This window comes from Pseudobutyrivibrio sp., assembly GCF_015057185.1.
Classification (GTDB): Bacteria; Bacillota; Clostridia; order Lachnospirales; family Lachnospiraceae; genus Pseudobutyrivibrio.
This window is the reverse complement of record NZ_SVEV01000027.1, coordinates 25,839-51,977: the sequence shown is the minus strand read 5'-3', so window position 1 is coordinate 51,977 and position 26,139 is coordinate 25,839. Positions and strand designations below refer to the sequence as shown.

The 26,139-nt window shown below is 39.0% G+C and carries 27 protein-coding genes; 21 read left to right on the top strand and 6 right to left on the bottom strand.

Annotated elements, in window-relative coordinates:
* Window positions 1-200 precede the first annotated feature (200 nt).
* The 7 genes from E7276_RS11405 to E7276_RS11375 all read left to right on the top strand — a co-directional run bounded on the left by E7276_RS11405 (window position 201) and on the right by E7276_RS11375 (window position 6,200).
* A complete protein-coding gene (locus E7276_RS11405; RefSeq protein ID WP_294217681.1) occupies window positions 201-1,322 on the top strand; it encodes a CapA family protein in 1,122 nt (373 codons plus the stop codon).
* 14 nt (window positions 1,323-1,336) lie between these two features.
* Complete coding sequence (locus E7276_RS11400) at window positions 1,337-1,936, top strand: metal-dependent hydrolase (protein ID WP_294217678.1); 600 nt, start codon at window positions 1,337-1,339, stop codon at window positions 1,934-1,936.
* 56 nt (window positions 1,937-1,992) lie between these two features.
* Window positions 1,993-2,511: a 2'-5' RNA ligase family protein gene (locus E7276_RS11395; protein WP_294217675.1), complete on the top strand. Its 519-nt coding sequence runs from the start codon at window positions 1,993-1,995 to the stop codon at window positions 2,509-2,511.
* 65 nt (window positions 2,512-2,576) lie between these two features.
* Window positions 2,577-3,518 carry a hypothetical protein gene (locus E7276_RS11390; RefSeq protein WP_294217672.1) on the top strand — a complete coding sequence of 314 codons (942 nt, stop codon included), beginning with the start codon at window positions 2,577-2,579 and terminating at the stop codon, window positions 3,516-3,518.
* A 32-nt stretch (window positions 3,519-3,550) separates the two neighbouring features.
* The gene (locus E7276_RS11385; protein WP_294217669.1) at window positions 3,551-4,099 is read left to right on the top strand and encodes a prolyl-tRNA synthetase associated domain-containing protein; all 549 of its coding nucleotides are present in this window, start codon (window positions 3,551-3,553) and stop codon (window positions 4,097-4,099) included.
* Between the two features lies 1 nt (window position 4,100).
* Window positions 4,101-4,559 carry an NUDIX hydrolase gene (locus tag E7276_RS11380; RefSeq protein ID WP_294217666.1) on the top strand — a complete coding sequence of 153 codons (459 nt, stop codon included), beginning with the start codon at window positions 4,101-4,103 and terminating at the stop codon, window positions 4,557-4,559.
* 114 nt (window positions 4,560-4,673) lie between these two features.
* Window positions 4,674-6,200, top strand: coding sequence for a sensor domain-containing diguanylate cyclase (locus E7276_RS11375; protein ID WP_294217665.1), 1,527 nt, complete (start codon window positions 4,674-4,676; stop codon window positions 6,198-6,200).
* A 40-nt stretch (window positions 6,201-6,240) separates the two neighbouring features.
* Here the strand turns inward: E7276_RS11375 and E7276_RS11370 are convergent, their stop codons facing one another.
* A complete protein-coding gene (locus E7276_RS11370; protein WP_294217663.1) occupies window positions 6,241-7,314 on the bottom strand; it encodes a lysozyme inhibitor LprI family protein in 1,074 nt (357 codons plus the stop codon).
* A gap of 245 nt (window positions 7,315-7,559) precedes the next feature.
* Here E7276_RS11370 and E7276_RS11365 point away from each other — a divergent pair, with 245 nt between their 5' ends.
* From E7276_RS11365 to rbr, 6 genes are all read left to right on the top strand, one after another.
* The gene (locus E7276_RS11365) at window positions 7,560-8,630 is read left to right on the top strand and encodes a hypothetical protein (RefSeq protein WP_294217660.1); all 1,071 of its coding nucleotides are present in this window, start codon (window positions 7,560-7,562) and stop codon (window positions 8,628-8,630) included.
* A gap of 100 nt (window positions 8,631-8,730) precedes the next feature.
* A complete protein-coding gene (locus tag E7276_RS11360) occupies window positions 8,731-9,033 on the top strand; it encodes a Dabb family protein (RefSeq protein ID WP_294217658.1) in 303 nt (100 codons plus the stop codon).
* Window positions 9,034-9,044: 11 nt separating this feature from the next.
* Complete coding sequence (locus E7276_RS11355; RefSeq protein WP_294217655.1) at window positions 9,045-9,638, top strand: NUDIX hydrolase; 594 nt, start codon at window positions 9,045-9,047, stop codon at window positions 9,636-9,638.
* A 233-nt stretch (window positions 9,639-9,871) separates the two neighbouring features.
* A complete protein-coding gene (locus E7276_RS11350; protein WP_294217652.1) occupies window positions 9,872-10,960 on the top strand; it encodes an MFS transporter in 1,089 nt (362 codons plus the stop codon).
* 13 nt (window positions 10,961-10,973) lie between these two features.
* Window positions 10,974-11,249 (top strand): DUF1294 domain-containing protein, encoded by a 276-nt coding sequence (locus E7276_RS11345; RefSeq protein WP_294217650.1) that lies wholly within the window; start codon window positions 10,974-10,976, stop codon window positions 11,247-11,249.
* Window positions 11,250-11,983: 734 nt separating this feature from the next.
* Complete coding sequence (gene rbr / locus E7276_RS11340) at window positions 11,984-12,526, top strand: rubrerythrin (protein WP_294217649.1); 543 nt, start codon at window positions 11,984-11,986, stop codon at window positions 12,524-12,526.
* Window positions 12,527-12,577: 51 nt separating this feature from the next.
* Here the strand turns inward: rbr and E7276_RS11335 are convergent, their stop codons facing one another.
* The gene (locus E7276_RS11335) at window positions 12,578-13,144 is read right to left on the bottom strand and encodes an ECF transporter S component (RefSeq protein WP_294217647.1); all 567 of its coding nucleotides are present in this window, start codon (window positions 13,142-13,144) and stop codon (window positions 12,578-12,580) included.
* A gap of 126 nt (window positions 13,145-13,270) precedes the next feature.
* On the opposite strand from E7276_RS11335, the gene pdxR reads away from it, so the two are divergent.
* On the top strand, window positions 13,271-14,551 hold the full coding sequence (gene pdxR / locus E7276_RS11330; protein WP_294217645.1) for a MocR-like pyridoxine biosynthesis transcription factor PdxR: 1,281 nt from the start codon (window positions 13,271-13,273) through the stop codon (window positions 14,549-14,551).
* Here the strand turns inward: pdxR and E7276_RS11325 are convergent.
* The gene (locus tag E7276_RS11325; RefSeq protein WP_294217643.1) at window positions 14,544-15,005 is read right to left on the bottom strand and encodes an RpiB/LacA/LacB family sugar-phosphate isomerase; all 462 of its coding nucleotides are present in this window, start codon (window positions 15,003-15,005) and stop codon (window positions 14,544-14,546) included. The genes pdxR and E7276_RS11325 overlap by 8 nt on opposite strands.
* Window positions 15,006-15,028: 23 nt before the next feature.
* A complete protein-coding gene (locus E7276_RS11320; protein ID WP_294217640.1) occupies window positions 15,029-16,786 on the bottom strand; it encodes an EAL domain-containing protein in 1,758 nt (585 codons plus the stop codon).
* 325 nt (window positions 16,787-17,111) lie between these two features.
* On the opposite strand from E7276_RS11320, the gene E7276_RS11315 reads away from it, so the two are divergent.
* From E7276_RS11315 to E7276_RS11290, 6 genes are all read left to right on the top strand, one after another.
* Window positions 17,112-18,251: an aldo/keto reductase gene (locus E7276_RS11315; RefSeq protein ID WP_294217637.1), complete on the top strand. Its 1,140-nt coding sequence runs from the start codon at window positions 17,112-17,114 to the stop codon at window positions 18,249-18,251.
* Window positions 18,252-18,314: 63 nt separating this feature from the next.
* Window positions 18,315-18,482 carry a hypothetical protein gene (locus tag E7276_RS11310; RefSeq protein ID WP_294217636.1) on the top strand — a complete coding sequence of 56 codons (168 nt, stop codon included), beginning with the start codon at window positions 18,315-18,317 and terminating at the stop codon, window positions 18,480-18,482.
* Between the two features lie 101 nt (window positions 18,483-18,583).
* A complete protein-coding gene (locus E7276_RS11305) occupies window positions 18,584-19,495 on the top strand; it encodes a DMT family transporter (protein ID WP_294217634.1) in 912 nt (303 codons plus the stop codon).
* A gap of 94 nt (window positions 19,496-19,589) precedes the next feature.
* On the top strand, window positions 19,590-20,453 hold the full coding sequence (locus tag E7276_RS11300) for a LarC family nickel insertion protein (protein WP_294217631.1): 864 nt from the start codon (window positions 19,590-19,592) through the stop codon (window positions 20,451-20,453).
* A 20-nt stretch (window positions 20,454-20,473) separates the two neighbouring features.
* The gene (locus E7276_RS11295; protein ID WP_294217629.1) at window positions 20,474-21,409 is read left to right on the top strand and encodes a PAS domain S-box protein; all 936 of its coding nucleotides are present in this window, start codon (window positions 20,474-20,476) and stop codon (window positions 21,407-21,409) included.
* A 17-nt stretch (window positions 21,410-21,426) separates the two neighbouring features.
* Window positions 21,427-22,617, top strand: a complete 1,191-nt coding sequence (locus E7276_RS11290) for a pyridoxal phosphate-dependent aminotransferase (protein WP_294217626.1) — start codon at window positions 21,427-21,429, stop codon at window positions 22,615-22,617.
* A 22-nt stretch (window positions 22,618-22,639) separates the two neighbouring features.
* Here the strand turns inward: E7276_RS11290 and E7276_RS11285 are convergent, their stop codons facing one another.
* Window positions 22,640-23,515 (bottom strand): LysR family transcriptional regulator, encoded by an 876-nt coding sequence (locus tag E7276_RS11285; RefSeq protein ID WP_294217623.1) that lies wholly within the window; start codon window positions 23,513-23,515, stop codon window positions 22,640-22,642.
* Window positions 23,516-23,598: 83 nt separating this feature from the next.
* Entirely contained in the window at window positions 23,599-24,972 is a 1,374-nt protein-coding gene (locus tag E7276_RS11280; RefSeq protein WP_294217622.1) for an LVIVD repeat-containing protein, read from the bottom strand.
* Window positions 24,973-25,261: 289 nt separating this feature from the next.
* Between E7276_RS11280 and E7276_RS11275 the strand changes: the two genes are divergently transcribed.
* Window positions 25,262-26,113 carry an acetyl-CoA hydrolase gene (locus tag E7276_RS11275; protein ID WP_294217621.1) on the top strand — a complete coding sequence of 284 codons (852 nt, stop codon included), beginning with the start codon at window positions 25,262-25,264 and terminating at the stop codon, window positions 26,111-26,113.
* Window positions 26,114-26,139: the final 26 nt, after the last annotated feature.

Here is a 26,139-nt window from a genome sequence, read left to right as displayed (position 1 = left end):
AGATCCAAGAATTATAAACGTAGCTACTTTTTTGGAAATGTAAATTGATATAATAGAGCATTACTATTCATGATAGTAGTGCTTTTTTAATGTAAAGGTTGTCGGTTCGAATGTCAGTATATTATAAAAAAGCCGAGTTTATGTATAATGTACTGTAGAAGATTCAAATATCATTCACTGAAGAAATAGGGAAACTAAGAATGAGTAAAAGAAAAACTATATCAGCCCTCACAGCAATAAGCATACTGCTAGTAGGCTGCAGTGAGAAAGCTAGTCAAACAGAAGAAGTAAAAAGTAAAGAGATAACTACTACAGCCGCCTATACCCAGCAGGAACCGACTGAAGACAATGGAGAATACGACTTCACCTTATGCTTTGCTGGGGATATTAATTTTGATGAAAACTGGGCCACGACACAGTACATGAATACTTGTGTAAACGGGATTTATGACTGTATCGATTCTGAGTTGATAAATGATATGCAGCAGGCTGACATAATGTGGATAAACAATGAGTTTACCTACAGTGATGGTGGACAGCCGCTGGCCGGAAAGGCATATACGTTTAGAGCAAATCCAGATAGAGTGGAGAATTTGGAGCTACTTGGTGTGGATATAGTTGGTCTTGCGAATAATCATGTTTATGATTACGGCAAAGAGGCATTGTTAGATACATTTGAAACATTGGAGCAGGCGGACATTCCTTATGTCGGAGCAGGACGGACTCTAGAGGAGGCAAGCGCTCCAGTATACATGGAGGTTGATGGCAAGACAGTGGCGTTTGTTGCAGCTAGCAGAGCTGAGAAAAACAAAATGACACCGCAGGCTACAGCTACTGAGCCAGGAATATTAAGATGCTATGATACCACCTTGTTTGATGAGAAAATAGCAGAAGCCAATGAAAACGCGGATATTGTTGTTGCGTTACCACATTGGGGGACAGAGTATTCCACAGATTTAGAGCAGGTGCAGATTGATACAGCAAGAGAATACATTGATGCCGGGGCGGATGCTGTAATAGGAGCACATACCCACTGTTTACAAGGATTTGAATATTACAATGAGGTTCCAATAGTGTATAGCCTTGGAAATTATTGGTTCAATGAAAAGACACTAGATACAATGCTTGTGAACTTACATTGTTACGGAAACAATGATGAAAGTCACATGGAAGTGAAGATTATTCCAGCCTTGCAATCAAACTGCAGGACCACATATGTCAGTGATTCTGAGGCTCAGAGGCAGCTATATGACCGCCTAGAGAATATTTCAGTTAATGTAGAAATTGATGATGAAGGCATAGTTCGAGAAATAAGTGAGTAAAAAAGGGGATTAATATGTTAAGTATGACTCACATAGCCGTGGGGTTGGCTAGTACCATTGCAGTTCTGTCGCCACAAACACCAACAGAGCTACGTCCGGTAGTTATTGGTGGTGCTGTAGGAAGCATAATATGCGATATAGATTGTAAGTACGGCAAATCAAAGGATGCAGTGTTGGGAAGAGCTGTTGCTGGAGTGATATCAGCAGTGGCATTGTATATTGATATTCAAAATCAGGGGAAAATATTTTTCTATGCCAGGGAAACCAGTATAGCTTTGATGTTCCTAGGATTAGCAATGATTTTTGTGACAGGGTATTTTGCAAGAGAATCTGAGCATCGATTCTTTTCACATTCTTTACTAGCCTTTGTACTATACAGCGTGGGCTTGTACTTGATGTGCAGACCTTTAGTTTTACCATTTATCATAGGGTTCGTATCTCATTTGCTATTGGATTTATTGAATTATCGTCCGGTACATTTATTATTCCCTTATAAAAATGGGTTTAGCTTAAAGCTTTGCAAGGCAAAATCAAAGGCAAATATTGTCATAATGATTGCAGGCTTTATATTGCTTGCAGTAGAGCTCTTTCAGAAAATATTGATCCACGTCTGATTCTTGATTTTCTGAGGAAAATAAAAAATATATGATTTTATATTAGAGGATTGGAAATGTATTTAATTTCAGCATATTTTGATTCAAACACTAATAAAATTCTACAAAAGTATATTGATGACATTGCAGCAGCCTCAGGAAACAGGTTTATGGTTGATAACAATGTGCCACCGCATTTGACTTTGTCTGCAATAGAGGCGAAATCTGTGGATGTGCTGGTGCCTGCATTTGAAAACTTAAGAGGTAGAATTAAAGCTGGTGAAATAGAGATAGTTACCATAGGGCAGATTATGCCGAAGGTCATATATGCAGCTCCATATCTCAACAGTTATTTAAATGAATTGTCAAAAAGCATTTATAGTACTTTTGCAGATATTTCAGAAACGACAATTAGCAAGTACTATAGACCTTTATCATGGCTCCCACATATTACCCTTGGAAAAACACTTTCATCTAGCCAAATGCAGGAGGCTTTTAAAGTAACCCAAGATTTCAAGCCATTCACAGGACAAATAGTAAAAGTCGGTCTTGCAAAGGTCAATCCTCATGAGGATGTGTCAGTAATTGAAATATAATTAAGCCCCTTGTAATGACTGGTAAGCAGTAGTATATTACTACTATATGAAAGGGGAAATAATATATGAAATTCAAAAGATTCATGGTACTCATTTGCGCATCTATGTTGTTTACAGGTTGTACATGGTCCAATAGAGAGCATCTTGATGAGTTAAAGGAAAAAGCGGAAGAAACAAAAGCAAAAAAAGCACAGGAAGAAACAGAAGAAACCACAACAGAGGATATCACGGAAACTGCTGAAAATGAGGATATGCTTTATCTTGGAGATATTCCACTAATCAGTTCTGAGGATAGTGCAGATGGGCTGGATTTGTATTTCCAGTATGATGGAGATGTAGATGATGAGAATCCTTTTATTGACAACTTGACACTTGTCAATGGCAGTAATAAAGACACAGCTACAGACATCTATTGCAGTTATAGTGAATTTGATGAAAGCTACCACATGTTCACAGATGATGATAGAGAGTATATTTATATTGATGCAGAATTAGGTAATGATTATTACAATATGTATGTTTTTGACATAACAGACGATAATGCAAAATTTGCAGGATTTTTTGGGCACACCAATGTATATGTTGAGGAACTTGATAGTGGTGAGGACTTTTCAGATCCAGACAATATGCTGATTTGTAATACAGAAGGTGTTCTAGGGACTTGTCAGTGCTATGATTATTATCATATTGGCGAGGATGGCATGCCTGAATCAAATACAAATGGGGCTACAATTTTTCATGTTAGCTCGAATAATATAACATCAAATGAATCCATGGAACTTGATATTGTGGATGACGAAGGTAATCTTACCGGTGATAAAATGACAGTAGCTTCAGGCACAACCTTCGTACCTGTTAGAACAGATCAGGAAACATGGATTGATGCTGAAATTGATGATGGCACCGTAGTTAGAATTTATTATGAATATGACTATGATGAATACGAATACATAATAAATGGTAAGACCTCAGATGAGATTTTTTCCGGACTTGAATACGTAGGATAGCAGCAATATAAAATAAAAGTGAGGACAATGTTTTGACAGAATTACAAAAGGGAAGACCGGCTGATACAACAGGCAGATTGGACAGAGAGATTCGAGTGTACGACTACCTTGATAATTTGGGAATCGAGTACATGAGAGTAGATCACGACCCAGCGGATACCATGGAGGTGTGTGCAGAGATTGACAAGGTGCTTGGTTCACTGATATGCAAAAATCTATTTTTGTGTAACAGACAAAAAACCAATTTTTATCTGCTCATGATTCCTGGAGACAAAAAGTTTAAAACGAAGGAGCTTTCGAAGCAGATAAACTCAGCAAGACTTTCCTTTGCGGATCCAGAAGATATGCTGAAATATTTGGACATCGAGCCAGGCTCTGTCAGTGTAATGGGTCTCATGAATGACAAGGACAATGTAGTCCAGCTGCTAGTGGACGAGGATGTGAAAAACAGCGAGTTTGTGGGCTGCCACCCATGTGTTAATACGTCTAGCTTAAAAATCAAAGCCAGCGATATATTTGAAAAATATCTCCCAGCCGTGGGACACGAGCCAATAGAAGTAAAGCTTTTGGGTGAAGATTAAAATGACATTAACAACACTTTGCTATTTAATAAAGGACAACAAATATTTAATGCTTCACCGCACCAAGAAAGAGCATGACATAAATGCCGGAAAATACATAGGTGTTGGTGGGCATGTGGAAGAGGGGGAATCCCCTGTTGATTGTATAAAAAGAGAGGTTCAAGAAGAGACAGGGCTGAGCCTTAACTCCTTGAAATGTAGAGGCTACATTACGTTTGTGATGGGGGATGAAACTGAGCATGCATTCCTTTATACAAGCGACGACTTTGTCGGTGAACTGGCAGATGAATGTAACGAGGGTGAGCTTGTTTGGGTGGATATAGATAAAGTTGAAGCTCTCAATCTTTGGGAAGGAGACAGAGTTTTCCTTAGACTTTTAAACGAAAGACAAGAATTCTTCTCTGTAAAGCTTGTTTATGACAGCGATGATAATTTACTTGAATCAATTGTAGAAATATAGATTAAGCTGATAAATTCATGATTTAGTCTGTAAATGGTCAAATCCTTTTCACAGAATGGTAAAGAGGAGATGGTATAATAACTCTGACTACAAATGTTTGTATGAGGATTTGCCATGACTAGCCTTAATCAAATGCCAAGCAGCTACGACGAGTTTTTGCTGCAAAATAGAAAATATATAAATACAACATTTTTATATATTGTTTTAACCTGCATACTTACAGGTCCAGCGATTGGACTTGGGATTTATGCAGGCATTTTTACGCATACATCTTATGAGACATGCATTATTATTTCTGTTGGCATGCTTTTACTGTATTTTGTCTGCCTGAATATTTATAAAAAATGGCCATATAAAGCCTATACGTCTTTTTTAGCAATTTTTGTAATGAATATACTGCTTGTGTACATGAGCTATGAGAAAATCAATGTCCGTGTAACTTGGTTTTTGATGCCTTTACTTAGCATGCTTCTACTGAGTTCCAAGTTTTATATTATCTCGTGTCTATTTAATTATGCCATGGTTTTGCTTTCAATATGGCTAGCAGCTCCATACATGAGTGCAATGAATGTAGATGAGTCTGCTTTTGATTATTTCAAATACGAAGCTGCAGCTCGTACAATAGAGACCTTTATAATGGCAGTGGTTGGGTATGAGATAGGGCGACTGATTTCGTTTTATTACAGATCATTGATAGAGGAAAAGCAGACGGTTTCTGCGGCTGAGCGCCAGATGGAAAAGCAGGTATTGCTGCTTGAGTCAATGAACGACTTGTATGACAAGGTTAATTACCTCGATTTTCAAATCATGAAAGAGCAGTCATTCCATGAAAATGAAGTGGAAGAGTACGACCTAGATTTTTCAAAAAGCACTCATTCTCACATGGTTCAGTCAATGCTTGAGTTCGTGCCAGAGGAAAGCAAAAATAGATTCCTTTGGTTTACAGATTTGCAGACAATACAAGAGCGACTTATTAAAAATAAAACTACCTTCGCAGAGTTTACTAATACAGAAAATGAATGGTATAGATTGCAGTATCTTGTGGTAGACTCAGATGAAAATGGATTGCCTACAAAAATAATATTTACAGCACAAAACATTGATGATGACAAGCAAAAGGAAAATGAGCTCCTCAAGATGGCATTAACAGATGAGCTGACAAAATTGGGTAACAGAAGATGTTTAGATATAGACATTGCAGAGTTTAACAGACATCCAATACCTGCCAATATCTGTGTGATGTCATGTGATTTAAACGGTCTTAAAATCACTAATGATACATGGGGACATCGAGCAGGAGATGAGCTGATTAAAGGGGCAGTACAGTGTATCCTAAAAGCTATGGAGCGATTCGGCAAACTATACAGAACAGGCGGAGATGAGTTTGTAGCCATTATTTTTGCAAGAAATTTTAGATTGGTTGAAAGTGCAATTATAGAGAATGCCAAAAGATGGCGTGGAGAGAATAATAACAGGCTGGCATTGTCAATCGGTGTTGCCTCTAGAATTGATTACCCAGATGCTTCAATTGCTGAGCTTCAGAAAATATCAGACGAGATAATGTACAAGAATAAAGAGGAGTACTATAAGGAAAACGGCATTGATAGAAATGCTTTGTATAATAAATATAAAGAACGGTAAAAGAAAACCACTATCCCTGACATAGAGATAGTGGTTGTTTTTATTGTATATAATTAAGCAATTCTTCGCACCTGTCCAGGGTCAGTCTAGCCCATTCTTCGTTATAGTCAACGGCCCACATTGAGCCATTAACCTCAGGACTAAATTGATCAAGAGTCTCTTCCTTGTCAGCAATCCACTGGCGCTGCTCGGCAAGAACCTTTTCATAAGTAGCATCATCAGTGTTGTATTTTACAAGAATCCAGAGACTATTAAGAACTCCGTCAACAGCATTTGCCTGTGCGGAGGTTATTTCTGTCATTTCGGCAGTTGTTACTGCATTTACAAGCTCCTCACTATAAGCATCATAGCTTTGTTTTGCCCCATCGTAAAGTGACTGTGCTTCTTCCTTATCAGACATGCGCTCATATGAGCAAATGCCCAAATCGTCTGTTACGTTTACAAGAGCAAGATGCTCAAGGGTATCCTGCTGGTCCTGATAATCAATGGATAACCACATTTTTAGATCATCGGAAAAATCATCAACAGGCTTGCCAGGAAGATAAATCTGAATTTCATCAGCATCATCTAAAGCATAAGGAGCAATTGGAATATATTTAATACCATCTTCAATATACTCATCTGGTTCAGTGGTTACAGTCAAATCAGTCAATTTCATGGTGTAGGTATACTCATCCACCTTCTTGATATCAGCGAAATGTCCTTCGTATTCGCAGATATAGTATGTGCCGCCTGGATAATCATCCCCTGTATCTCCCATATCAGAATCATGGTAGCAACCATGGAAATAGCCATCCTTTTCAATCTTAAAATCATCAGACCATCCACCTACACCGCTGGAAAATTCGTAATTGTATCCAGATAAAAATTTAAAATCGATAGTGTCTCCATCGTCCTCAGTAGCATTAGAATCATCTACTGAAATGTCCTCGGAAGAGCTTTGTTCCTCCGCCCTTGAGGCAGTGGATTCGGTTTTAGAATCTGTATTTGAAGCCACATTTTCATTCATTTTATTGTAGATTCCATAGCTTACAACTCCAGCAATCAAGCCAATTGCAATGACAATGAGTGTAATACTAATAGTTCTGTTTTTGCGTTTTCTTCTTCTAGCCATTTTATTATTCTCCTAAATCAAGTATTGTCCGAGTAACGAACAGAAATGATTTTAGCACAATAAAAGAAGTGTGTCGTAAAAATATATCATAATAAAGGAGCTAAAAATTCAAAGAAATTAATATAATTTGCATAGGTAGGGCATACTTGACATAAATAATTTTGAGTAGTAATATGCTACTTATAAAAAGCCGAGAAAGGTTATATTATACATAAAATCAGCTTTTAACAGGAGAAATGATAAGTATGAAAAAAGGTATTTTTGCTCTACTAGTAATGAGTTCAATTGTATTTATTGGTTGTGGATACACCAAAGAAGAGCAAGAACTCATGGATAAATATGAAGAAATTGGCGAAAGTAATGCGATAAAATATGTGGAAAACAAATATGGTTTTACCCCTAAGGTTATTGAAACAAAAAATACCTATAACGAACCAGGGATTGTTCCTGACTTTTCTCCTATGCCAAATGGAACGGTACTGGTGACCATGGAGTATGATGACAAAGAGTTTGAAGTGGAAATAACGGGCGAAGAGGAATCCTTAGAAGGTGCGGACAATTATCAGAAGGATGAAATTCTAGTATATCTGAATGATTATGTTGTAGAGCATTACCCAATGGTGGAGGAAGCAGAATTCTATGAATTAGAGCAGGATGATTATTATTTCTCTGAGCTGCTAACTGGGGATAATTTTAAAGATTATGTGGAAGATTACTATGTTGCTATAAAGCTTTGTGATAAGGATGTTAGTGAGTTTCCTGTAGCAGAATTTGGCGCGGAATCTAATTGTAGTGAGATTTCAGTACTTAATTATAGGGACAAGGATAAAATGCCTCTTTTGTTTAATTCAGGCATTTGGACATCATCTGGTGGTCCAGATATGGATTCGATTTTACCATACATAACTCAATATGAATGGTATAACCCAAGTGATGGAGAGACTATTGTTAAGGACGTTTATACTAAATACGACGAGGATATTGTGGTATGTACTTTAGTTGATGAGCCTGTCTATGTAACAAAAGCGGAAAAATCTGTTGATGATGAGGATTTACTGTCATACCAATCATTTATAAATGCATATAAAATCCAATCCAATGCAAAGGATGTGTGGATTTATGTTCCTCATAGCATGGTAAATAAAGACCAGTCGATAGCCTTTTACTGTGGAAAATATGAGGAAACTAGCTATGAAACTGAGGGCTATGATTACATTGACAATATGGTAATCAGTAATGATGAGTCCGATGAATTCGCTACTTCATTTGAAATAAATATTTGTACAGACAAAAAAAGGCAGAATGTAGAATATTAAAAGTAAAAGGTTGATTGAGCTAATTATCTTTTTCTATGGTTTAAAATCTAGTAAAATAGCTAGTAATTATAGTTGAAAACAATACATCAAGGAGGAGATTATGGTTAAGCACGTTATTTTATGGACATTAAAAGAGGAGTATTCTGCAGCAGAAAAGCAGAAAATTAAAGAGGAAATCAAGGCAGGACTTGAAGGCTTAAAGGGCCAGATTCCAGGACTTCTGGAAATACAGGTAAATATCGATGGTCTTGCAAGCTCAAATGCTGATCTTATGCTTGATTCTTCCTTTGAATCTGAGGAAGCGCTCAAAGGCTATGCAGTTCACCCAGCTCACGTTGCTGTAGCAGATGGCAAGGTTCGTCCATTTACTGCATCAAGAGTTTGCCTGGATTACGAAGTATAAAGGAATTAGCAATGAGCGAAAATGAAAATTTAGAGTGGGAAGAGATTTCCTGCGAGCATATCGTAAATAACGAATGGATAGATTTTAGAAAGAGTACTTACAGATTCCCAGATGGCAGGACATTTGAGCCTTACTATAGCTACAGCCGTAGGGATTACGTGGTTATCGTGGCAACAGACGAGGATGGAAATTATATCTGTGTACGCCAGTTCCGCCAGGGAATAAAGAAGGTTACCACTGAGTTTTGCGCCGGCGGCATAGAAAGAACTGATGGCAAGGAATACGGAGCAAATCAGGACGGCAAAAATTCAGAGGATGCTTTAGCGGCTGCAAAGCGTGAGCTGATGGAAGAAACTGGCTACGAAAGTGATGATTGGAAATTCCTTCTTCATGTACCTTCGAATGCTACGATTGCCGACAATTATGCATATATTTACGAGGCAAAGAATTGCAAAAAGGTTAGCGGCCAAAGCCTCGATGACACTGAGTATTTAAATGTTCATTTATATTCAAGAGAGCAAATAGATGAAATGATAAAATCAGGTGAATTCCCACAGGCTATACATGTGTTGGCATTATTATTAGCAGATAGACAAAATCTCTAATTTGATGTTTTTATTTACAGGACAGTTTTTATATGTTAGTCTATTAAAAGTAATTTTGACTAAGAAAGGAGGGCGTATTATGACTTGGAAAACAGTTAATATTCATTTAACAAAAGGTTCTATTTTTGCGAATGACAGGGATAGTGTGCCCTTTTTTAAGGGATAAACAAAGCTTCACATAAAGCAAAAGCACTATCTCCTAATTCTACTAAAATAGATAAGGAGATTTTTTTATGCAAAAATTTAATATAAAGACACAGCTTAGAAAGCTATACTGTATAGATACCTTTGGAGCATTGATGATTGCAGGGGGCTCTTGGGTAGCCCTACTCGCAGCCAGAGGTTTTTCCACATTTGAAATAGGAATATTTGAAAGTATATTCCATGTTGTAAGCATGATTTGCGAGGTACCATCGGGAGCCTTAGCCGATGTATTTGGACGAAAGAAATCTATGGTAATGGCTCAGATAATGTCCATGCTATCAGCGCTAATTATGATTTTTACAGACTCATTTTTTACTATCTCAATAGCAATGGGAGTCAGTGCTCTTAGCTACAATCTGGCATCAGGCACTCGCGAGGCACTTGCCTACGACAGCATGGTTTTGGCTGGTACTCAAAAGGATTACGAAAAGTTTATTTCTACAGATATGATTATCTACGAGATATTCAGCTCCAGCGCTACATTAATGGCAGGCGTTGCCTTGATGCTTGGCTATAAGCGAGCCTACCTCATAGACATCATAATGGGAAGCATTGCACTTATATTTGCCCTTTCACTTACTGAGGTACACGCCAAGGGGCACGAGACAATGACGATAAAATCTCGATTCAAGGATGTAGTTTACGGCAGTGCAAAGTTTATCAAGGAAAACCGTAAGGCGAGACTACTTATTGTGTTCAATGCACTTATCGGGGCAGTAGCAGTACTTATTGGATTTTTCTTACAGGCAAAACTGCCTGAGGTAGGATTACGCCCAGTATTACTAGGACCTGCCCTATTTACAATTGGAATCTTTGGAGCGATAGGCTCTAAGACTGTCACATTTTTCGACAGGTGCAGATATAGGACCATAGGACTCGTATCAGTAATAGGAGTTATGCTGGCATTTCTGTCAGTGTTTACCGGACATCCATACATAATGATCTTAGGAGGCTGCCTGGCATCCTTTTCCGACAGCTTCATAGAAATTCGCTCCGACGTAGTCCTAAATGATATGATTCCATCGGGGCAGCGAGCAACACTGATGTCCATCAATTCCTTCACCTACTCAGTGTTTATGATTATACTATCCCCAATATTTGGGTACATCTTTAGATAAAAGGAGACCAACAATGAACCAAGAACTTATCACCAGCTATTTGATTATGATCAACGCCTTCGGACTTGCCATCATGGGTATCGACAAAAAGCGTGCCATCCAGCACCAGTGGCGCATCCCTGAGAAAACCTTATTTCTCACCAGCATCCTCGGTGGCAGCGCTGGCACCCTAGCCGGAATATACCTATTTCGCCACAAAACCAAGCACTGGTACTTTGTCCTTGGCATGCCAGCCATCCTAATCATCCAACTCGTAATTGCATGGCTAATTTGCACCAAAGGCATCTAAGGCCCAATTGGCCCCAGCTTGCCACTATAAACCCTAATGGCCCCCGCAGGCCTGCCCACCCATCCACCTTAGGAAACACATCGCAAGAATATCTTGTTTTCCAAATATGCAAAGACTCGCATCTTTATTAGCATGTGTCTTTCTCATGTCTGCACAGTTTTGCAAAAAGTATTTTATGGGCGGACACAAAATAAAAAAATAGTACAACTCAGGCTCAGGGGGAATTGGGCGATTTTTAAGTGAACCTAGAAAAATAAAAGCAGGATTATCAATATATTGGCATGCGCCGCTAGGACGGCGGCGCAAGTGCGACACGCGACACGATGTCGTATAAAGCACGGTGCCAATATATGATAATCCTGCTTTTTAATTTTTCTTGGTGAACGATATATGAGCCCAATTCCCCCTTGAGACCTGAGTTGTACAAATTGAGAATTATCAATATGTCCGCCCAATAAAAATACATTTTTCAAAACAGTTCATCCATAGAAAGACACATGCGGATGCTCCCTTTTGCATATTGGAAAACTACGATATTCGCGAAATTGTGTTTCCTAAGGTGGCTGGGTGGGCAGGCCTACGGGGGCCCATGGAAAATGAGGTGGCAAGCTGGGGGCAATTGGTACCTATAGCTAATTTGCCGCAATTAAATTATGGTAAATTTAATATATTCTCGGTGGGTATAGATTTGGTAAAATGAAGGTGCACATGTTAATGTAAAAGGAGGGTGTAATATGGCAGAGAATAAGTACGCAGGCACTAAGACAGAGAAGAACCTTTTGGAGGCTTTTGCAGGGGAATCAATGGCTCGTAACAAGTATACATATTTTGCTTCGGTGGCAAAGAAGGCAGGATATGAGCAGATTGCAGCGTTGTTTTTAAAGACTGCAGATAATGAGAAGGAGCATGCAAAGCTTTGGTTCAAGGCCCTTGGTGGTGTTGGTACAACCGAGGAGAATCTTCTTCATGCAGCAGAAGGTGAGAATGCTGAGTGGACAGATATGTATGACCGCATGGCTAAGGAAGCAGACGAGGAAGGATTCCATGATCTTGCAGAGCAGTTCAGAGGTGTTGCTGCTATCGAGAAGGCTCATGAGGAGCGCTATCGCAAGCTTCTTCAGAATGTTGAGGCTATGGAAGTATTCAAGAAGAGTGGCGTAACAATGTGGGAATGCCGTAACTGTGGACATATAGTTGTGGGTACAGAGGCTCCTGAGGTTTGCCCTGTTTGCAAGCATCCAAAGGCTTACTTCGAGGTCAGAGAAGAGAATTACTAAGATATAAATAAAAATGCATCAGTATCGCTAGGCGATAACTGATGCATTTTTTTATGCTGAGAGTCGTTTAAGCAAAGGATGAAGGACTGTTGCAATAATGACTCCAAACACACCTTGTATAAGATTTGGAACGATGCCAGCTAGGGAAGCAATAACTCCGGCTGAAAGGCTAGAGTGGTTGGCAACTGCCAGCATAAATATTTCAAAAAGGAAATAGCCTAAAACCATCACAAGCTCGCCTAGGATAGATGCGATAATTAATTGTGGAATAGGGTTTTCAGTTTTAATTAACTTTTTCAACCCTGTGAAAACGAAGTAGGCGGTAATGGCTGTGAGGGCCTTTATTAACAATGTGGCAGGAACGTAAACGAAATATCCACCTATTAAATCTGAAAGTGCAGAACCAACTCCAGCGGCCAAGCTTCCCCATAGAGGGCCTAATATTAATCCGGATAATAACACAAAGCCGTCTCCTGGGTGAATGTATCCCATTGTAGGGGTTGGAACTTTGATAATCATTGTGCCAACGCAGGTAATTGCCGAAAATAAAGCCGAAAGAATAACCTTTTTAGTTTTGTCTGTTTCTAGATGTCTTACATTTATAGTTGTATCGCTCATAACAAAAACCTCCTAATTTTAAGTGTTGGTCAAAAAGCGCTTTCCTTTAATTTATGTTGGAGCTATAATATCACCAACCTGACAATATAAAAATATTCAAAAACAGATAATTTTTAGGGGACAGATATGAAGGTATATGAGAAAGTATATGATTATTTTGTAAATCAGATTCAAAAAAAGTCGTTGAAATCAGGAGATAAAATGCCATCCTTGAGGGAGACAGAGAAGCTTCTTGGGGTTAGCAGAACATCGGTAGAGACAGCATATTTGCAGCTTTCTGCAGATGGATATATCTATTCGGTGGAAAAAGTAGGCTATTTCATATCTGATACTGTAGATAGTGTGGCGATTATTAAGCCTGAAGAAAAAGAAATTAAAAAACAGACAGAAAAAATATATAAATACGATTTGTCTACAATAGGAGAGGATAAGGAGGTTTCCTGCCTTCAGCTTTGGAGACGCTATATGAAATCTGCCCTTCGTCAGGAGGATAGATTGCTTTCCTACGGGGATAATCAAGGGGAAAAGGACCTAAGAGAAGAGATTTGTAAGCATATTCGAAAAACTAGAAATATTATCTGCTCAGCTGATGAAGTGGTAATAGGTGCAGGCTTCCAGAATCTGCTTCAAATATTGGTGGCCCTTATTCCGGGAGAGAAAACAATTTCATTTCCAACTAAGGACTTTGCAGATGGTGCAACAACCTTTAAAAATGCAGGCTTTCAGGTAAGCTACCGTAATAAGGAAAGTCATGTTATTTATGTTACGCCCCAGTACATGACATTGTGGGGGGATGTGATGCCCATGAAGCGCCGTAGGGAGCTAGTGGAGCATGCCAAGGTTAATAATCATCTGTTAATAGAGGACGATTATCAGAATGAATTCGTTTTTTCACAAAAGCCAACACCAAGTCTTTATGCTTTAAATGGTGGTGAAAATACTGCATTTTTAGGCTCATTTTCTAGAGTGCTTTTGCCTAGTGTGCGCATAAGCTATCTTGTGCTGCCTAAGGGAATCAAAGAGGATTATCTAAAAATAAAGGATTTGTATAATCAAACAGCCTCAAAGGCAGAGCAGATAGCCTTGACCCAATTTTTAAGAGATGGCCATTTGAACCGTCATATTAAAAAGATGAAGAGATTCTATCAGGACAAGCGCAGCCTTATGGAACAGGAGATAGAAAAAGCATTTAGCTCAAAGGCTGAGATTATGATTGGCGACAGTGGTATGGAATTTGGTCTACGCTTTAAGAATTATGACAAAAAAAAGCTCCATGAAAACTCACAGGTAAAAACCACAATTCTCGATGAAAAGGATAATGAGCTGTTGCTTTTATTATCCTGCAGTAAAATACCAGAAAATGAGATTCACGAAGCTATTAATTCACTTAGTGATGTAATTATTTAACAGGCACGCAATGCTTGTCGTTGATATCGCAAACCTTTTGAACGCGCCGGCGATATTTTTCCTCCATAAGAGGGTCAGTGTTAAGCCATGTTTTTACAATCTCCATAGACATAAGTCCGCCGATTATTTTGGCGCCAAGGCAAAGGATGTTTGAATCTGTATGCTGCCTTGCAAGTGTAGCGCAAAGTGGGTCCTGGCAAACAGCTGCGTAGCAACCATTGATTTTGTTTGCGATTAGAGCGCTGCCGTAACCAACGCCGTCACAGAAGATACCTCTGTCACATTCACCCTTTGCTACTGCAAGTGCAGCAGGGTAAACAAAATCAGACAAATCGCAGCTTTCTTCATCATAGGTTCCAAAATCTACGACTTCATAGCCATTGCTTTCTAAGTATGCCTTAATCTCGTTTTTCATCTGTGTTCCGGCATGATCATTTGCCATTGCAATTTTCATATTTTATACCTCCATTAACTATATCAAGAAGAATACTTTTCAAGAAATTCATCCATAGGGATTGGCTTTGAAAAATAAAAGCCCTGTAGGTAGGTACAACCAATATCCCTCATCATGTTAGCCATCTGTTCGTTTTCGATACCCTCAGCAGTAATTTCAAAGCCTGAATTAATAAGCCCCTGAATCTCGGATGGAAGGATATCATCAGGTTTGTTGCAGTAATCCCATACTATGCTCATATCAAGCTTTACATTGATAAACGGCGTTTTCCTTAGGCGGGCGATGTTGGAATAGCCCTTGCCGTAGTCGTCTAAAACAAATTTGAAGCCCTTATTTGAAAGGGATGCAATCTGTTTTTCCATCAATTGCTCATCAGCCATATGCTCTTCGGTGATTTCTAAATGTATGAAGTCAGGCTTGGCTCCAATTTCAGAAGTATATGTGTAAAGGGAGTCATCTAAATCACTCCTCATAAACTGAACAGGAGAAAGATTAACATTGATGAACTGTAAATTGAGCTTATCAAAATCATTATCCTTTATAAAATGACAACATTTCTTGAAAACCTGTTTTCCTAACTGGTTAATCTTACCACTTTTCTCGGCAATTGGAATAAATAGTGCAGGGGAAATCAGATTTCCCTGGGAATCTCTGATGCGAGAAAGAGCCTCAGCTCCAACAATCTTGCGGGTTTTGCTATCCACAATCGGCTGCAGAAATACCTCCACTAGGTCGTTTGAAATGGCTAAATCCAAGGAATGCTTAACCTCATTTTCACGAACTAATTTATCTACCATTTCCTTTGAGAAAATGGAAATCTCGTTATCAGCCTGTTTATCAGACTCAAGGAAGGCTTCGATAAACAGTTTCAATAATATATCTGTAGGATGAAAGGTATCATCCAAATCGATGATGCATGCACCTATATCCAGATAAAGTTCAGTGTCGATTGAGGTCCAAGGCTTTCTAAATCTAGCTTGGAGTTTGGTGAAAATATCATGCCACTGGGAATTATCCTGGCTGAAAATAATAAAACGACCATTTCTGTAATAGAAAATCAGGTTCTTAGGGAATTCCTTCTGCAAATAGTTTTCAATTAAATAGATTCCTTGATTGATTTGCCTGGTTCCATATAGCTCAAAAGAATCCATGTAATTTTTGATAGAGAAAACTAAAGCACAAACAGGTTTAATACCATTGATTTCTCTAAGGTAATCACGTAGACCGTTTCGGTTAAATATGAATGTTCGCTCCTCTAAATAGTTATCAGGGTTTTCAAAGGAAAGGTATATAACAATCAGCGCCATCAAACAGAAGATGTCCATAAGTAGAAAGCGTGGGAAGGTATATCTGAGTGTAATTCCTAAAGTTAAAATGACGTTATACCAAAGTATTACGTACTTTTCTCGTCTAAGTACTAACCTTGAACGATACATGTACAAAGAAACAAAGGACAAAACAAGATAAAAGATAAAAATGACATACAAAAGACTATAGCAAGGACCGTTGTTGTACCCATTGTCGTTGATAAAATAGTATAAATGAGTCCACGGTGTGGATAAAACAATGAGAATTCCAAGGTTAACAGGAAGCTCCAAAATGAAAAGCCATGCTTTGCTTTTGGCAACGCCTGAGCCTAAAACATTTGCTGTGAACAGGAAGAAAGAGAATCCTTTTGCAAAAAATCCAATAAAATAAGCACTATTTAAGAAATAAAGTAGATAATTAGGGAAAAGCTCGTGGTTGATATCAGCCCATGTAGAAAGAATATCAAATGCCATAACGAAGCATGCGTTACCTATAAGCCATATGAAAATGCGATTTTTGCGCAAAGGAAGACGCGGGAGAGATAGGTAAAATCCCACAAAGACAGCTAATATTAAAAAGCTAGGTACAATATAGCTAAAATCCCACATATATGCTCCTAAAATCCTCATAAGAGGAATAATTCTACATTAAGACTATTAATGATTATAAAATAATATTGTGAATTATCTTTGGAGATGTAATGAAGTTACTATTAAAGAAATTATTGAAGTCTGTATAGTGGCTTAAGTATAATGGTTTTAACGGTTATGGGTTTTTAAAGAAAAGGAGACTGGCGTAATGGAAAAGGTTTTTAACGATGACACTAAAAAACTGGGATTTGGCTTGATGAGACTTCCACGTTTGGACCCTACAAGAGAGGATTCTATCGATATCGAGACTTTAAAGCAGATGGTAGATTATTTCATTGAGCAGGGATTTACTTATTTTGATACAGCTTGGATGTACTGCGGTTTTAAGAGCGAGGATGCGGTTAAGCCAGCTCTTGTTGACAGACATCCTAGAGATAGCTTTACTTTAGCTACAAAGCTTCACTGCGGATTCTTTAATAAGCCTGAGGAAATGGACAAGATTTTCAATACTCAGCTTGAGAAAACTGGCGCAGGCTATTTTGATTATTATTTGATCCACGATGTTGGAGAGGATCATTATAAGAAATATCAAAAGATGGGCTCCTTTGAGTGGCTGGCTAAGAAGAAGGAAGCTGGCCTTGTTAAGCACATGGGCTTTTCATACCACGACGGAGCAGATTTGCTTGATAGGATTTTGAATGAGCATCCTGAGGTAGAGTTCGTTCAGCTGCAGCTTAACTATCTTGATTGGGAAAGTGAGGCTATTCAATCTAGACGTTGCTACGAGGTTTGTGTAAAGCACAACAAGCCAGTTATCGTAATGGAGCCTGTTAAGGGTGGCACTCTTGCAAATGTTCCAGAGGGTGTTGAGAAGGTGTTCAAGGATTACAATTCAAGTGCTTCTATTCCATCATGGGCTATTAGATTTGCAGCTAGCCAGCCAAATGTAAAAATGGTTCTTTCAGGCATGGGAAATATGGACATGATGAGGGACAACACAGGCTATATGAAGGACTTCAAGCCTCTTAATGAGAGGGAGCTTGAGCTTGTTCACAAAGCTGCAGATATTATTAATGGAGCAGTGGCTATTCCATGTACTGCTTGTGCTTACTGTGTAGATGGTTGTCCAAAGAATATTGCAATTCCTAAGTATTTCTCACTTTATAATGCAGAAAAGCAGGAGTATGAAGGTAAAGGATTTACTCCACAGGGTGAGTATTATAATAGACTTACAGAAAACTTTGGAAAGGCAAGCGACTGTATTGAGTGCGGCAAGTGCGAGAAGATTTGCCCTCAGCATCTGCCTATCAGAGAGAATCTGAAAAAGGTTGCTGCTCAGTTCGAATAAGACATCATTTCTTCAAATTAATCTGATAGACTACTTTCCATAGGGAGAGCTTGGGAGCAGTTTATGGATTTTAATTTTGAAGATGAGAGCAAACCTTATACACCTGAAGAAGCCTATGAGGACCTTGAAAAAGTGCGAGAGATTTTACATGACGCTCAAAGAAAGATTAACAAAGACAAGCTCAGTAAGGCAGATATTGATGTGAGTATAAATATAGATATAGAGAACTGATTGAAAAAGGCTGTGTTTACAGTCTTTTTCTTTTACTATATTGTGCGCAATATAAATTTAGGATATATTTTAATCATCAAAAAGAAAGAGAGATTTAATTTATGTGGTTATTTTTCGCACTTGCAACAACTCTAATCTGGGGTCTTGCAGAATTATTCTATAAGAAGGGAGCACTTCCTGATGAGAAGTATGCTCACCTTAAAATCACTGTAACAGTAGGTATTGTAATGGGTATTCATGCAGCATTTTCGCTGCTGACAAAGGACATTGGATATGACCCAATGAACCTGATTAACTATTTACCTGTTTCACTTTGCTACATTCTTTCAATGGCATTTTCCTTCTTCGGAATGCGCTTCATAGAAGAGTCAATTTCAGATCCTATCGAGAATACTTCAGGTGCTATCTGTACAGTACTTGCAGTAGTAATCCTCGGTGAGTCTATTGCCCTTGGTTCTGGGGTAGCAATCGTACTTATTGTTATTGGTATCCTTGGTGTAGGAATCCTTGATAATACAGGAACTACAGACAGAAAGAAAAAGCTTGGTAAGAAGATGGCTATAGTAGCATTCGCAATGCCATTTTGCTATGCAACTATCGATGCTATCGGAAGCTTCTTAGATATCTATTTCCTTGAGATGGAAACTAGCCCACTTATCAATGTTTCAGAGGAGACAATCGAAGAGGTTGCAAATACATCATATGAGATTACATTTTTTATAGTGGCAATTCTTCTTATTATTTTCATGAAGATAAAGGGTGTAAAGTATGAGCTTCCAAAGCAGAAAGATAAAATCATTGCAGCTATTTGTGAGACAGCAGGTCAGTTTACTTATGTATTTGCAATGAGTGGTAACGGCGCAATTGCAGCACCAATTATTTCTGCAGTATGTGTAGTATCCCTTATTCTTTCAAGAATTTTCCTTAAGGAAAAGCTTACAAAATTACAGTATTTATTTATATTCATGGTTATCGCCGGAATCTTGATTTTAGCAGTAATTGAGGGGGATTGATTCTCACCCGAAAAATATACGAAAATATACAATACTTTAGTTGATTAAAGCGGTAAACTGGTGCTATAATGAAAGCATCCTTTTAGGAGAAAAAATGGGACAAACATTATATCTAGAATGCAATTCAGGCATTAGCGGTGACATGCTAGTTGGCGCGCTTCTTGATTTGGGAGCCAGCCAGGACACATTGTCCAATGTGCTTGATACTGTTCAGGCAGAGGGCTTTGATATCGTATATACGAAGCAAAAGCGTTCAGGCCTTGAGTGTATGGATTTTGATGTGGTTTTAGATGCTGACCATGAAAATCACGACCATGATATGGATTACCTGTATGGTCATTTGCAAGAGGACCATAGTCATGAGCATCACCATGACCACGAGCACACCCATGAACATGAGCACCATAATCAGCATAGCCATGAGCACCATCATTCTCATGACCATATTCATAGAGGAATAAAAGAAGTTAATGAGATTATCGATGCTGCCAAGATGACAGATAGGGCAAGAGAAATAGCAAAGGCTATTTTTGATCAGGTTGCCAAGGCTGAGTCAAAGGCTCATGGAGTGCCAGTGGAACAGGTTCATTTCCACGAGGTTGGAGCCATTGATTCCATCGTAGATGTAATTGCAATAGCCGTTTGTATCGATGATTTGGATATTACAGAGGTTATTGTTCCAAAGCTATATGATGGACAGGGCACCGTCAGATGCCAGCACGGAATTTTACCTATTCCAGTTCCAGCAGTAGCGAATATTGTAGCTGACAATGCAATCAAACTAGAAATTTTGAACGTAAGGGGAGAACTGGTTACTCCTACAGGTGCTGCAGCTGTGGCAGCCCTTCGTACTAGTGACAAGCTACCGGATGAATTTCTGGTTAAAAAAATAGGTATGGGAAGTGGCAAAAGAGACTATGGTTTGGCTGGATTTTTAAGGGCTATGATCATAGAATAATGTCACTCGGGGAGGTTGAGTTGAACAAAAAATTAGCTAATATTGACTTTTCTGATGGGGAAATATTGGGAATGCTTAAGGATTTGCCGGATGCTTGTTGTATTTTTCAAGTTGTAACAGATCCATTTGGTACAGTAAAAGATATGCAGTTTCTTTTTGTAAATGAAAAATATGCATCTTTAGTAGGCAAATCAGCGCCGGAGCTTGTAGGCTCCACCTTTTATGAGACCGTCTCTAATAGGGACGAGGACTGGATTAGGCTTAGTTATCAGGCGGCAATCATGCGTCAGTCTGTAATTAACCGCACCTACAATACCAAATACAATAAATGGTTTGAGTTTTGGGCAGTACCAGTTTATAAAAAAGGATTCTGCGCTTTTATTATTCATGATGTCACTGCAGAAAAAAGAGAAGAAGAAAATAGAACCATTCAAAACAACAGCAACAGAATTATTATCGAATGCGCTAAAAGCATGAATTCCAACGATTTCAAGACAGGAATCAATTTGGTTTTGGAGCAGCTTGGCAACGAGCTAAGCGCAGCCAGAGTTTTTGTTGTTGAAAGAAAAGAGGATGGCAGTGTAGGACAGTTTTATTCCTGGTCCCACAAGAATACAGGGATAGGTCTGCCTACGGTTAAGATATTCAAGAAATTTGATTTCTTCGGAATGTGGCAGCGACAATTGGATGAGGATAATATTTCCATCATCAATGACATAAAATCCGTTAATGAACATGCTCCTGAGATTTTTGAAAAGATATTGGAGGGCATTATCACCAATTACATGGTGGCGACTCTTAGAGACCATGATAGGATAATTGGCTATATGGTGGCAGATAATTACAATTATGAGGCTGATTTTGACATAGAAAATGTTTTCGAGACAGTTTCCATGTTTGTGGCATCAGAATTGAGTAATTATAATCTCAAGCAAGAGATTGATAATTTAAGGTGAAGGAGAGAATAGGCAAAATGGTTATTTCAAAAAACATGGAAACTCTCGTAGCAGGTAGCTCTACTATCAGAAAGCTTTTTGAGGAGGGATTGCAGCTTGCAAAGGAAGTAGGAGCTGAGAACGTATACGACTTTAGTTTGGGAAATCCAGCGGCTCCAGTTCCTGAAAAGGTCACTCAGTCAATCAAGGATATTTTGGCAGAGAAGCCAGATTCATACATTCATGGATATATGAAAAATGCTGGTTTTGATGAGGTTAGACAAAACGTTGCGGCAAGCCTAAATAAAAAGTTTGGCATGAGCTACGGACCAGAGGACGTTATCATGACTGTTGGTGCAGCAGGCGCCATGAACTGTATTTTTAGAGCTTTACTTGGATACGAGGACGAAGTAATCGCATTTGCCCCTTATTTTGGAGAATATCGAAGCTACGTAGCAAATTATGGCGGTAATCTTGTGGTTGTTCCAGCAAAAATGGACGACTTTGATTTGAATCTAGATGCTTTAGATGAGCTTATCAACGAAAAGACACGTTGCATTATCGTTAATAATCCAAACAATCCTTCAGGTAGAATTTTCCCAGAGGAGACACTTAAAAAGCTTGCAGAAATCATAGAGAAGGCTGAAAAGAGAGTAGGTCATCCGATTTATGTGCTTGCAGACGAGCCATACAGAGAGCTTGTATATGATAATGATGTGGTTCCATACATTCCATCAATTATCAAAAACAGCATTTACATTTACTCATTCAGTAAGACACTTTCACTTCCTGGCGAGCGTATCGGATACATGGCACTTTCCAAAAACATGGATTGCTATGACGAGATGATTAATGCAATGGCAGTAGCCAACAGATGTATTGGTTACATCAATGCACCATCACTTTTCCAGCTTGTTGTGTCTAGATGTCTTGATGTAGATGTGGATTTGGAATTCTACGATAAAAATAGAAGATTGCTCTATGACAAGCTGACAGAGCTTGGATTCAATGTGGTGAAGCCACAGGGCGCTTTCTACTTGCTTGTTCAGTCGCCATTTGAGGATGAGGCAGAGTTTGTAGCTCTTGCCAAGAAGCATCATATTATCCTGGTTTCAACCAAGACCTTCGGTTGCCCAGGCTACGTAAGAATTGCATATTGCGTAGATTACGAGATGATTAAGCGTTCATTGCAAGCATTTGAAGCATTGGCAAAGGACTGCGGATTATAAAATATATGGGATGTAGGTTAGCCTACATCCCATTTTTAAAGAATTCATTTATTTTCTTATAAAGCATATCTACTGGTGAAGAGATAGCATTTCTAGACCATGCGATGGAAATTGGCAGTGCCTCATGCAAATCAAAAATATGCATTCCCGGATGATGAATGCCCTGATACCAGGAATCTAGTACAGCTACTCCCAGACCATTCTCCACTGAAGCAAAAACTGAATTAATATTAGGAACTGCAAAAAACTTAGGAATGAAGCCATAAGGGCGGAACATAAGCTCAATATCCTGACATAGCTCACCAACCTTAGGGTCGTCAATCATGTAGAAGGTGTACTCCTCAAAATCCTTAGGGGAGGTGATGCTCTCATGATTTGGAAGCAGGTCAGAGTAGGCAATAATACGAGAAATACTAGTAAAATGATACTTGACGAAATCTGCTCGTCCCTCTAAATAATCATCTGTTGTGATAATCGCATCCAAATGTTTGTCCTCTATGGCCTGAACCAGGTCTCTAAAGCCCAGACATTCAAAGGAAATCTCCAAATCAGGATTCTCTTTTCTACATTCATCTACAATTGCAGGCAAAAAAGAGGATACATTCCAGCCGATATTGTAGCCTATTCTAAGGGTTGAGCTGGTGTTTGTAAGCATCTTTTTAATATTTCTAAACTCAGCATGGTAGCGCTGGAAGAAATTGAAATAGATGGTTCCCTCCTCTGAAAGGGATATATTTCTGCTATTTTCTCTAATGAAAAGAGACACACCTAGCTCCTGTTCTAGGGCAGAAATATATCGGCTGACAGCAGGCTGTGGAAGATATAAGTTTTGTGCAGCTTTTGTAAAGCTTTGATATTTACCTGTTTCTAAGAAACATTCAATTTGTTTATCAGTCATGCCCCTATTATAGCAAAAAAAAGAAAGCTGTCACGTGGCAGCTTTCTTTAAGAGAGAAATTAGAAATAATTGTAATATACAAACTATACGAGACACTTAAGGATGTAAACTCCATCATGCATAGCGTTCATATAGATGTAACCTCTATCATCAACGACAAGATCCTCGGCTGTTCCAAGAGGCTTGTTAGGCATCTTTACGTCGAAGCAAAGCTTCTCTGGATTTGGAGGAATAAAGTATGCTATCTCCTTTGGAACATATGGGTCTGAAATATCGTAAACACGAAGTCCAGCGTGGAAGTAGCAGTCGTAAGCACGATCGCTTCTGTCCTCAAGCCAAGGCTTTCCTGTCATTGGTTCATGTAAGTTGTGAGGACCAAATGATGTAGGGTAACCATATCCTAAATCATTAAAGTTCTTGTAAGGGAAGTTCTCAGGAACTTCTGGGTAAGGAAGTACTGAAATAAGTACTGGATCCTCAGGGTCTGAGATATCAAACATCTCAATACCGCACATAGCCTGAACGCCGAACTTATCAAAATCATTTTTGTTGTAAGTCCACTGACGTTCACCTTCCTGCATACCAATAGCGTATTTTGTACCGTGGATTGGCATGAATGTGTGGCAAAGTGCACCACCGAATTTAGTAGCAAATGGTGGAGTCATTTTTGCTTCTCCGATAACCTGTGGCCATTCAGGATTAGAAACATCAAGAATCTTGAAGCCTGCGCCAGCACAGCTAAGGTAAGCTGTATCTCCGTCAACATATGGGAAGTGTACGAATCCAGGGTAAGTATTGTAGCCCTGCCAACCGTTCCATTCCTTATCTCTTGTCTTCTTTGTCTGATTTCCAAAGAACTGACCTGGATTCCACCAGCGACCAACCTCATGTGGGTTAGTAGGGTCAGAAATATCTACAATTCTGTAAATAAAGTCCTTGAAACCAACAGCAGTAGCAGAAAGATGTAAGTATTTTCCACCATTGTAAGTAAATCTGTGAACACCAGCTCCTGGGTTATCAGTGTCGCCAGTTGCCCAGAAAGACAATTTCTTAGGGTGCTCAGGGTCTTCCTTTAATGAGAAGATATGAACTCCACCTGGAGCTGGAGTGTACTTCTCTGGTGCAGGACCATGTAAAAATTCAAGACAGTTTCCATTAGAAACAATCATTAAATCATCGGCAATCTGTACCTTTGGTGTAGACATGTATGGGTAAACCTCAGGATCCATAACTGGCATGTACTGTACGTGGCGTGGATTTGCCGGGTCAGTAACCTCTATAATTTCAACACCATATCCGTAGAAGCATCCACCGTAAAGGTAATAACGTCCATCTTGTGTCTTATATAACTGAGACTGGAAGAGATAGTGGTTATCAGCGTCGTGATAGCCAACGACTTCCATATTCTTTATATAGCCTTCGTTGCCGGGACTCTTAGCGTAAAACTTATCGCTCATTTAAAAACCTCCTTTTTCATAGCTGAGCACAATTGCAGTGCTCGTTCGTAATCAGATTGTAAGACCCATTTGGTAAAAACGTCCAATATTAAAGTTTGAATTTATCTATATCAAATTTGTTATTAAATCCATTGGATATTGATATTTTTTATCGAGAAAAGATGATGCTATGATTTAGCCACGGTCAATTTGCACAAAGAAAGTCAGTTAGGTTAATCTAACTTTGTATCTTTTTTTGTTAAAAAATAGTCAAAGTCGTATCTCATATGAATTTAAAGGAGGGTAATTTATGTCATACGAGTTTAATATCATGCGAAGCCTCATCTATGTAGGTCTTGCAAAGGAAGAGTACAGACCAAAGCTTGAGCATTGGCTTTACTATCATCACGTGCCAGAGAGCATCAGCAAGTTCAGCCCATACGTAACTAAATATGCATTTTATCAGTGCTATCCAACACCACCAGAGGGAGACAGATTTGGTGCTAGAGCGATGCAGCTTACTGAGCATTACTGGTTAGTAAATGAGCATCTTCCTGAGATGGCAAACAACATTTTCTGCGAGTACATGCCTATGGATGTTCTTCGTTGGCAGGGATGCATTCCAGATGTAAACAGCTCAACAGTACATAACAATGCTGAGTCTGGTGATGCAGGACGTGCAGCAGGCGGCGGAGATATGCCACCATTTATTTTCTCATTCGTCCCACTTAACTGGGAAGAGGACTTCAAGGGTAAGGAAAGAACACTTGAGGATGGACCAAACTTCCGTTGGCAGTTCCTTATCAAGTATCCAGAGGAGTGCGGCAAGGAAGAGGGCGAGAGATGGTTCCATGAGGAAGTAGTTCCATTCCTTACAGGATCAGTAAGAGTAAACAGAGTTGTAAGTAGCAAGGTAGTTGTGAATTATGGTGCTCCAGAAGCACAGTTCGATAGAGTTTGCGAGGTTTGGTTTGAAGGACCAGAGGAGTGGTATGACCTTTGTGTAAATCTTTCAAAGACACATCTTACAAAGCCTTCATGGGCACAGCAGGATGAGTTCCCATTCTTAAAGCCTCAGCACAACATCGCATCAGTATTCTTAGGTGACAGATGTACATCTGACAACTTAAGACAGTACAAGGGATATATAACAATGCGTTAATTGTGGATAACAAGGAGATGTAATTG

What these genes read in the sequence shown, in the direction of transcription:
- E7276_RS11405 (WP_294217681.1), top strand. Translation starts at nt 201, where the DNA reads ATGAGTAAAAGAAAAACTATATCAGCCCTCACAGCAATAAGCATACTG.
- E7276_RS11400 (WP_294217678.1), top strand. Translation starts at nt 1,337, where the DNA reads ATGTTAAGTATGACTCACATAGCCGTGGGGTTGGCTAGTACCATTGCA.
- E7276_RS11395 (WP_294217675.1), top strand. Translation starts at nt 1,993, where the DNA reads ATGTATTTAATTTCAGCATATTTTGATTCAAACACTAATAAAATTCTA.
- E7276_RS11390 (WP_294217672.1), top strand. Translation starts at nt 2,577, where the DNA reads ATGAAATTCAAAAGATTCATGGTACTCATTTGCGCATCTATGTTGTTT.
- E7276_RS11380 (WP_294217666.1), top strand. Translation starts at nt 4,101, where the DNA reads ATGACATTAACAACACTTTGCTATTTAATAAAGGACAACAAATATTTA.
- E7276_RS11375 (WP_294217665.1), top strand. Translation starts at nt 4,674, where the DNA reads ATGACTAGCCTTAATCAAATGCCAAGCAGCTACGACGAGTTTTTGCTG.
- E7276_RS11370 (WP_294217663.1), bottom strand. Translation starts at nt 7,314, where the DNA reads ATGGCTAGAAGAAGAAAACGCAAAAACAGAACTATTAGTATTACACTC.
- E7276_RS11365 (WP_294217660.1), top strand. Translation starts at nt 7,560, where the DNA reads ATGAAAAAAGGTATTTTTGCTCTACTAGTAATGAGTTCAATTGTATTT.
- E7276_RS11360 (WP_294217658.1), top strand. Translation starts at nt 8,731, where the DNA reads ATGGTTAAGCACGTTATTTTATGGACATTAAAAGAGGAGTATTCTGCA.
- E7276_RS11355 (WP_294217655.1), top strand. Translation starts at nt 9,045, where the DNA reads ATGAGCGAAAATGAAAATTTAGAGTGGGAAGAGATTTCCTGCGAGCAT.
- E7276_RS11350 (WP_294217652.1), top strand. Translation starts at nt 9,872, where the DNA reads ATGCAAAAATTTAATATAAAGACACAGCTTAGAAAGCTATACTGTATA.
- E7276_RS11345 (WP_294217650.1), top strand. Translation starts at nt 10,974, where the DNA reads ATGAACCAAGAACTTATCACCAGCTATTTGATTATGATCAACGCCTTC.
- rbr (WP_294217649.1), top strand. Translation starts at nt 11,984, where the DNA reads ATGGCAGAGAATAAGTACGCAGGCACTAAGACAGAGAAGAACCTTTTG.
- E7276_RS11335 (WP_294217647.1), bottom strand. Translation starts at nt 13,144, where the DNA reads ATGAGCGATACAACTATAAATGTAAGACATCTAGAAACAGACAAAACT.
- pdxR (WP_294217645.1), top strand. Translation starts at nt 13,271, where the DNA reads ATGAAGGTATATGAGAAAGTATATGATTATTTTGTAAATCAGATTCAA.
- E7276_RS11325 (WP_294217643.1), bottom strand. Translation starts at nt 15,005, where the DNA reads ATGAAAATTGCAATGGCAAATGATCATGCCGGAACACAGATGAAAAAC.
- E7276_RS11320 (WP_294217640.1), bottom strand. Translation starts at nt 16,786, where the DNA reads ATGGCATTTGATATTCTTTCTACATGGGCTGATATCAACCACGAGCTT.
- E7276_RS11315 (WP_294217637.1), top strand. Translation starts at nt 17,112, where the DNA reads ATGGAAAAGGTTTTTAACGATGACACTAAAAAACTGGGATTTGGCTTG.
- E7276_RS11310 (WP_294217636.1), top strand. Translation starts at nt 18,315, where the DNA reads ATGGATTTTAATTTTGAAGATGAGAGCAAACCTTATACACCTGAAGAA.
- E7276_RS11305 (WP_294217634.1), top strand. Translation starts at nt 18,584, where the DNA reads ATGTGGTTATTTTTCGCACTTGCAACAACTCTAATCTGGGGTCTTGCA.
- E7276_RS11300 (WP_294217631.1), top strand. Translation starts at nt 19,590, where the DNA reads ATGGGACAAACATTATATCTAGAATGCAATTCAGGCATTAGCGGTGAC.
- E7276_RS11290 (WP_294217626.1), top strand. Translation starts at nt 21,427, where the DNA reads ATGGTTATTTCAAAAAACATGGAAACTCTCGTAGCAGGTAGCTCTACT.
- E7276_RS11285 (WP_294217623.1), bottom strand. Translation starts at nt 23,515, where the DNA reads ATGACTGATAAACAAATTGAATGTTTCTTAGAAACAGGTAAATATCAA.
- E7276_RS11280 (WP_294217622.1), bottom strand. Translation starts at nt 24,972, where the DNA reads ATGAGCGATAAGTTTTACGCTAAGAGTCCCGGCAACGAAGGCTATATA.
- E7276_RS11275 (WP_294217621.1), top strand. Translation starts at nt 25,262, where the DNA reads ATGTCATACGAGTTTAATATCATGCGAAGCCTCATCTATGTAGGTCTT.